Source organism: Erythrobacter donghaensis (assembly GCF_001557325.1).
Lineage (GTDB): Bacteria > Pseudomonadota > Alphaproteobacteria > Sphingomonadales > Sphingomonadaceae > Erythrobacter > Erythrobacter donghaensis_B.
On the sequence record NZ_LSJS01000027.1, the window covers coordinates 1 to 4,598 of the forward strand.

Below are 4,598 nucleotides of genomic sequence, written 5' to 3' on the forward strand. Positions count from 1 at the left end.
GGGGTGACTACACGAAAGTGACGTATCTGCACGCTAAGGGCGAACAAATCCGGTACGATGCCAGCAGATGCTATTCGCAGGCTTTCCTGCCCCTTTTATGTGGTGCCGCCCTACGGGCGCCGATATGGGAGGGCGGCAATCCGATTGACCAACGATCGAGGTAGAACCCTGCTCGCCAAATATGTGAGCTGGTTGCCCATCCCCGGTATGGCGAAGGATTGCCGATAAACCAGAGCGTGGACTGCATGGGCCGCGCACCGGTCAACGTCCATCAAACCCAACCTCCCCCACTTCAAATCGCTGAGGGCAGCCATGTCTGTGTCGATTCCACCGGGTGCAAAAGACCCAACACTCACTCCCGTCCCGGCAAGCTCCACGGAAAGCGCTCGCATGAGGGTGCTCACATAGGCTTTCGACGCGCCGTAGACCGCTTGGAAGGGCACGGATGTTTCGCCCGCCAGGCTCGACACGGCGATTACTGAGGATTCAAACGGCTGCTCCCTGAAAATCGCAATCAGGCGAGCCAGCAAATCCGTGAAACCGAGTATGTTTGTTTCAATTACCTCGGCATAAGTGTCGGCACGGCCTGCATCAAATGAACCAACGCTCGTCATTCCGGCAACCAACAAAGCGGCTGTTACTTGCAATTCTGCAACCTTAGCCGCGATTTTCTCCCTGCCCTCGATTTCACGTTGATCAGCCACTATAATCTCGCACGGCACATTGAACCGCTCGTCAATTTCGGTCTGTAGCTCCCGCAAGTTGTCGAGCCTTCGTCCAACAATCAGGGGCTTGGCCTGGTACGATGCCGCCAAGCGGAGGGCGGACGCTCTGCCCAAACCGGTCGAAGCCCCTGTGACCAGCACCCACGAGTTCTTGATCGCCAGCGGTTTCACGCGTTTTCCAGAGCCTTGTATAGGGCGGTTTTGCCGATCTTGAGCCGGGCCGCCGCCTCACGAACAGTGAGGCCCGCTGCGATATGCGCCCGCGCTTTACGTAGTTTGTCGGGGGTAACGACAGGCCGGCGACCACCCTTGTTGCCCCGCTCGCGTGCGGCCTTGAGGCCGGCATGAGTGCGTTCACGGATCAGGTCACGCTCGAATTGGGCCAGCGAGCCGAAGATGTTGAACACCAGCATGCCGCCCGAAGTGGTGGTGTCGATATTCTCGGTGAGTGAGCGGAACCCGATGCCGCGCGCCGCAAGCTCGCCGACCTTCTCGATCAGGTGGCTCATCGAGCGGCCGAGGCGGTCGAGTTTCCAGACCACCAGCGTGTCGCCGGGGCGCAAATAGGCGAGCGCTTCGGTTAGGCCAGGCCGATCGGCTTTTGCCCCGGATGCGTGATCGTCGAATATACGGTCGCACCCGGCAGTGTTCAGCGCGTCAAGCTGGAGCGACAGCTTCTGGTCTGCGGTCGAGACGCGCGCATAGCCGATCAGCGCCACATGATGCCCGATCCTGTCCGTTTTCCCGTCATTATGCGATCTTGTCCGAATCGCCGTTACAGGTCCAGAGTTAACGGACATATTCCTGTTGGCCGCCAGAGGACCGTCTGACGGACACGCAAAGCGAAGGAGATGATGCTTGGCGAGACGGCGACTGGTGAGCCTGGAAATCTGGGCGAGGCATTATGGCGCGCCGCTCGATGAGCGCGAGATCGCGCGTCATTATACGCTGACCAGCGACGACCTGGAAATTGTCGGCCGCCGTCGCGGCGATGCCACCCGGCTCGGCTATGCGATGCTCATGCTATATATGAGATGGCCTGGCCGTGCGCTGGAAGCGGGCGAAGTCCCGCCCGCTCCTGTGCTCGCCTATGTGGCGCAGCAACTCGGCGTCGGGCCGGCAGCCTTCGCGGATTATGCCCATCGGGACCAGACCCGTCGCGAGCATCTCGTCGAAATCCGACGATCGCACGGGTTCAGGATTTTTGACCGCAACGCTTTCCGTGAAGTTGTCGCCTTCTCGGTCCCAATCGCGCAGACCATCATACACCCCGGCCAGATGGCAGACGTCATCGTCGATGAACTCCGGCGCCTGCAGATCCTCCTGCCTTCTCCGTCGATTCTCGAAGCGGTGCTGCGGCGGGCGCGCCAGCAAGCCGAACAGCTTACCTATGAAGTGCTCACGAATGGCCTGCTGCCTGACACCCTTCAGGGCCTGGACGATTTGCTGGCCCGACGACCGGGGCAGGTCGCGACATGGCTATCCTGGATGCGCAATGCGCCACAATCGCCGGCAGCGCGCAACATCCTGCGCCTGATCGAACGGCTCGCCTATATCCGCGCGCTGGGCCTCGATCGCGCCCGTGCCGACATGATCCCGGCTTTGACTTTTGACAGGCTGGCGGACGAAGGCAGCCGCATCACACCCCAGCACCTTGGCGAACTCAATGCCCTGCGCCGCCATGCGACGCTGGCGGCAACCGGCATCCGGCTTGAGGAAAGCCTGACCGACGCCACCCTGACGATGTTCGACAAGCTGTTGGGCAGCATGGCGCGCCGCGCCGAGAACCGGACCCGCGACAAAGCCCTCAAGACGGTGCGCGAGTTGCAAGGCCACCTCCGGACGCTCACGGGGTCTTGCCGCCTCCTCATCGACGCGCGCAGCAAGGGCGTGGATTCTCTGGCGCAGATCGAGGCGCTGGACTGGCAGCACTTCGCCGTGGCCGTCGAGCAGGCCGAAGTGCTCGGGCGACCGGAAACCGTCGATCGCACCGCCGAATTGATCGAGCGGCATCGGACGGTGAAGCTCTTTGTCGGCGCTTTTCTCAACGCCTTCGAGTTTCGCGGCGCCGGCGCGGTTCAGGGGCTCCTGTCAGCGCTGGCCATCATCGCGGAGCTATATCGGACCGGCAAACGGCGCTTGCCTGATCGCGTGCCGCTACGCTTTGTGCCGCCCGCATGGCGCCCGTTCGTCCTGCGGGATGGCATCGTTGATCGTGCCGCTTATGAACTATGCGCCTTGTCGCAACTACGCGAGCGGTTGCGAGCCGGGGATATATGGGTCGCGGGAAGCCGGCAGTTTCGCGATTTCGACAGCTATCTCATACCGCCGGCGACCTTTGCGGCGCTGCGCGAGAAGGGGCCGTTGCCGCTCGCCATCGAAACGGATTTCGAGCGCCATATCGAGGAACGGCGCACCAGGCTCGACACGGCGATCGAGCAGGTAACGGTCCTTGCACGGCAAGGGGAGCTGCCCCAGGTTAAGCTTGACGAAAACGGTCTCATCATCTCGCCGCTGAAGGCGGCAACACCGCCCGCCACCGAGATTGCCCGTCGCGCCGCCTATGATCGACTGCCGCGCGTGAAGATCACCGATCTTCTGCTGGAGGTCGATGCCTGGACCGGGTTCAGCGAATGCTTCATCCATCGTCGTTCGGGCCGGGAAGCCGACGATCGCAATGCGCTGCTCACGGTCATCCTCGCCGATGGCATCAATCTCGGCCTCACACGCATGGCGGAAACCTGCCGGGGCGCAAGTCTGCGTCAGCTCGCCCATCTTCACGACTGGCACATCAGCGAAGCCGCCTATGGCGAAGCGTTGGGAAGGCTGATCGACGCCCATCGCGCCATGCCGCTCGCCGCGCTGTGGGGAGACGGCACCACTTCGTCGAGCGACGGACAGCAATTTCATGCCGGGGGCCGTGGGGCCGCGATCGGCGACATCAACGCGCGCAGCGGCAACGAACCAGGCGTTGCCTTCTACACCCATGTCTCGGATCGATATGACCCCTTCGCAAGTCGGGTGATCGCGGCGACCGCTGGCGAAGCGCCCTATGTGCTGGATGGCTTGCTGTATCACCAGACCGGCCTGACGATCGAGGAGCACTACACCGATACGGGCGGGGCATCGGACCATGTGTTCGGCCTCATGCCCTTCTTCGGCTACCGCTTCGCGCCGCGCCTGCGCGACATCAAGGAGCGTCGTTTACACCTCCTTCCCGGCCAAGAATCCGGCCCCTTGCTTGCCGGCATGACGGCCGAACCGATCGCATTGGGTCATGTCGCGGCGCATTGGGACGAACTGCTGCGGTTCGCCACGTCGATCCGCACCGGCACCGTCACTGCTTCGGCAATGCTGCGCCGCTTGTCCGCCTATCCGCGACAGAACGGACTGGCCCTCGCACTACGCGAGCTGGGCCGCCTCGAACGCTCCATTTTCATGCTCGACTGGCTGCGCGACATCGACCTGCGCCGGCGCACCCAGGCGGGCCTCAACAAAGGCGAAGCCCGCAACGCGCTCGCCCGCGCGCTCTTCTTCAACCAGCTCGGCGAACTGCGCGATCGTCGGTTCGAGAACCAGACCTATCGCGCCTCCGGCCTCAACCTGCTCGTCGCCGCCATCATCTTGTGGAACACTCGCTATCTCGAAATGGCGCTGGCGGACATCGGCACAGCCGACGAAATCGCACGCCACATCGCGCCATTGGGCTGGGAGCATATCTCGCTGACCGGTGACTATAGCTGGAATGTTGAAGATCAACCCGATCCGGACGCCTTGCGACCGCTGCGCGCCGTCAACTCCCTACTTGCCGCGTGACGTTCGCTATCCGTTCGCCCTTTCCGTGCAGATACGTCACTTTCGTGTAGTCACCCC

3 protein-coding genes are annotated in these 4,598 nt (G+C 62.6%); 1 reads left to right on the top strand and 2 read right to left on the bottom strand.

Going from position 1 to position 4,598, the window contains the following annotated elements; translation table 11 throughout:
* Window positions 1-110: 110 nt before the first annotated feature.
* Together AX692_RS00500 and AX692_RS00505 are read right to left on the bottom strand one after the other, a co-directional pair.
* A complete protein-coding gene (locus AX692_RS00500) occupies window positions 111-896 on the bottom strand; it encodes an SDR family NAD(P)-dependent oxidoreductase (protein ID WP_004213209.1) in 786 nt (261 codons plus the stop codon).
* Window positions 893-1,444 (bottom strand): recombinase family protein, encoded by a 552-nt coding sequence (locus AX692_RS00505; RefSeq protein WP_004213210.1) that lies wholly within the window; start codon window positions 1,442-1,444, stop codon window positions 893-895. The genes AX692_RS00500 and AX692_RS00505 overlap by 4 nt, the downstream gene beginning before the upstream one ends.
* Window positions 1,445-1,583: 139 nt before the next feature.
* Here AX692_RS00505 and AX692_RS00510 point away from each other — a divergent pair, with 139 nt between their 5' ends.
* Window positions 1,584-4,541: a Tn3 family transposase gene (locus tag AX692_RS00510; protein ID WP_066650597.1), complete on the top strand. Its 2,958-nt coding sequence runs from the start codon at window positions 1,584-1,586 to the stop codon at window positions 4,539-4,541.
* Window positions 4,542-4,598 lie beyond the last annotated feature (57 nt).